The sequence below is a fragment of the Pseudomonas sp. TNT3 genome (assembly GCF_010095445.2).
Lineage (GTDB): Bacteria > Pseudomonadota > Gammaproteobacteria > Pseudomonadales > Pseudomonadaceae > Aquipseudomonas.
Genome location: NZ_WFGV02000121.1, coordinates 1 through 2,643, shown reverse-complemented (window position 1 = coordinate 2,643; position 2,643 = coordinate 1). Strand labels below are relative to the sequence as shown.

Below are 2,643 nucleotides of genomic sequence, written 5' to 3'. Positions count from 1 at the left end.
CGAGCGCGACATCGCGCGGCTGGCCGGCGGCACTGCCGGGCGTTTGCACATGGCGATCGAGTGCCACAGCTGCTTTCAGTGGTTGATGCCGACCATCGACCAGTTCCGCGATGCCTGGCCGGAAGTCGAGCTGGACCTGGCTTCAGGTTTCTCCTTCGCCCCGCTGCCGGCCCTGGCCCGTGGCGATCTGGATCTGGTGGTGACGTCCGATCCCCTGGAGCTGGCCGGCATCACCTACGTGCCGCTGTTTACTTACGAAGCCATGCTTGCGGTCGCCAACCAGCACCGTCTGGCGAACAAGGCCTACATCGTCCCGGAAGATCTGGTGACAGAAACCCTGATCACCTACCCGGTCGAGCGTGACCGGCTGGACATCTTCACCCGCTTCCTGGAACCCGCCGACATCGAACCGGCCCAGGTCCGCACCTCGGAACTGACGGTGATGATGATGCAATTGGTGGCCAGCGGCCGTGGGGTTTGCGGCATGCCCCATTGGGCGCTGCATGAATACAGCTCACGGGGTTATGTGAAGGCCAAGCGACTGGGTGAGAAGGGATTGTTTGCGACCTTGTACGCCGGGATTCGCGCCGACATGCTGGATGCGCCGTACATGCGCGACTTTCTGCTGACGGCGAAAGATACGTCATTCTCGACGCTGGATGGCGTTAGCGCAGTTCGCTGACTGGAATGCAATCAACTGTGGTGAGGGGATGTTGGTGATCTTTAGAGCTCACGCCACATATGAATCTTGTCGAAGTAGTCCTCGCCCACGCGCACGGCCATGGGCTCGAGGCCGTACTGGATGAAGCCGCAGCGCTGATACAACCTGAACGCTGCTTCATTGCCAGCGGTGGCGGTCAGCTGAACCAAGCGCAAACCCTGATGGTTCTGCGCTTCAGTCAGCGCGGCTTGCACCAGCGTGTAACCCAGCCCGCGCTGACGAGCCTTGCCGGACACGTACATGCCAAACAATGTCACCTTGTGCCGGGCTTTTTCCCGAGGCTCGAAGGCCAGCCCGACAATGCCCGCCAACCCGCCGTTTTCAAAGGCACCAAACACCACGTCCAGCTTGTTGCTCAAACGCGATTCCCACCAACTCAACGGCATTGCCGCGCGCTCTCGCACACTGGAAGTAAACGCCTGAGGGTGCAAGTCATAGGCTTCAAGCATCAGCGCCCGATAATCCAGGGCATGGCTGGCATCCAGCCGCTCAATCCACATGGTCAAGCCGCTCTTCGTTGCTCAAGCATCAGCCGCACCGCCAGCGCAGCCAACACAAATCCCATGAAATAACGCTGCACCGCCAGCCACGTCGGGTTGTTGACGAACCAGGAGGCGATACCCGCGGCAAACACGGCGATCAACAGATTGACGCAGAAACTGACGCTGATCTGGGTCAGGCCGAGGATGATGCTCTGGGTAAACACCGAGCCATGCTCAGGCGTGATGAACTGCGGGAACACCGACAGGTAAAACACGGCGATCTTGGGATTCAGGGCACTGGTCAGAAACCCCATGGTGATCAGCTTGCGCGCCGAGTCCGGCGGTAACTGCTGTGCTTCGAACGGCGACCGCGCCCCCGGTCTGACCGCCTGCCACGCCAGCCACATCAGGTACAACGCCCCCGCCCATTTCAACACTTCATAGGCCATTGGCACCGCCAGGAACACCGCAGTCAAACCCGCGGCCGCCGCGAACAGGTGCACAAAAAAACCCGCGACCACACCCAGCAATGACGTCACGCCCGCCTTGCGTCCCTGGCAGATCGAACGGGAGATCAGGTAGATCATGTTCGGCCCGGGCGTCAGCACCATCAGCAAGGCTGCAGCGGCGAAAATCAATAGGTCTTGAAGGGGAATCATGGCAAGTCTTCGTCCGTAAAAGATCAGGCAGTAGCCGTCAGCGAAGCTCGATAAAACGGCAGGATCAGGTCTCGTGTCAATGGTGCCAGCGTGAGTTCGCCGTCGGTGGCCGGGTCGATCCAGACAACCTCTTCGATCTCAGCTGCAGGCGATACGTCTGAATCAATGGTCAGCAGAAAGAGTTCCGCCTGCACCACAAACCCTGGCTCGTTGGCGGCCGGGGCGCTGAATTGGCCGAGAAAAGTGGCGTGCGCGGGATCGATGACCAGTCCCAGTTCTTCCTCCAGCTCACGAGCCAGGGCGTGGACCGGTTGCTCATGGGGCTCGATCTTGCCGCCAGGCTGCATGAACGCCTCGGTCCCGCGCTTGCGAACCAGCAACGTGCGACCGCGAGGATCAATCACCAGGGCTGCGGCGATGTGAATGAGACGGGGTGAAGTGGCGGATGAAAGGGTCATGAAACAGGATCGTCCTTGGGTAAAAGAGGCAAGGATCACATGAGTTTCCGTACGGCGTCATCCCAGCCCCCACAATTTGATCCGTGAATATGTGGAACACACCTGTCGGCTATCAATCCGCCATCGCGAGCAAGCTCAGCTCCCAAAGGGAAACGCACAGGCCTCAAGCAGTAGGTCGGCTATCAGGCCGCCTCGTTTTGGCTTTTGATCTGCTTTTGATCTTCTTGCCCCCTCGGAAGGCCGAGCGCAGGTTCTGCGCAGTGGGCAACCCGGCATGGATGCCGGGTTAGCCGCGCACGGCCATGGATGGCCGATCGCGGCGG

At 60.3% G+C, this 2,643-nt stretch carries 4 protein-coding genes; 1 reads left to right on the top strand and 3 read right to left on the bottom strand.

Annotated elements, in window-relative coordinates; genetic code table 11:
• Positions 1–682: transcriptional regulator MetR (metR, locus tag GBC55_RS29605; RefSeq protein WP_247267072.1), on the top strand; the 682-nt coding region annotated here is incomplete at its 5' end.
• A gap of 41 nt (positions 683–723) precedes the next feature.
• Here metR and GBC55_RS29600 read toward each other — a convergent pair.
• From GBC55_RS29600 to GBC55_RS29590, 3 genes are read right to left on the bottom strand one after another with little or no spacing between them, the layout of a single operon-like run.
• Positions 724–1,221, bottom strand: coding sequence for a GNAT family N-acetyltransferase (locus tag GBC55_RS29600; protein ID WP_162441200.1), 498 nt, complete (start codon positions 1,219–1,221; stop codon positions 724–726).
• Between the two features lie 2 nt (positions 1,222–1,223).
• On the bottom strand, positions 1,224–1,862 hold the full coding sequence (locus tag GBC55_RS29595) for a LysE family translocator (RefSeq protein WP_162441198.1): 639 nt from the start codon (positions 1,860–1,862) through the stop codon (positions 1,224–1,226).
• A gap of 23 nt (positions 1,863–1,885) precedes the next feature.
• On the bottom strand, positions 1,886–2,320 hold the full coding sequence (locus GBC55_RS29590; RefSeq protein ID WP_162441197.1) for an NUDIX domain-containing protein: 435 nt from the start codon (positions 2,318–2,320) through the stop codon (positions 1,886–1,888).
• Positions 2,321–2,643 lie beyond the last annotated feature (323 nt).

Bases quoted from the DNA above. Each gene is read 5' to 3' on its own strand.
- GBC55_RS29600 (WP_162441200.1), bottom strand. From the start codon at position 1,221: ATGTGGATTGAGCGGCTGGATGCCAGCCATGCCCTGGATTATCGGGCG.
- GBC55_RS29595 (WP_162441198.1), bottom strand. From the start codon at position 1,862: ATGATTCCCCTTCAAGACCTATTGATTTTCGCCGCTGCAGCCTTGCTG.
- GBC55_RS29590 (WP_162441197.1), bottom strand. From the start codon at position 2,320: ATGACCCTTTCATCCGCCACTTCACCCCGTCTCATTCACATCGCCGCA.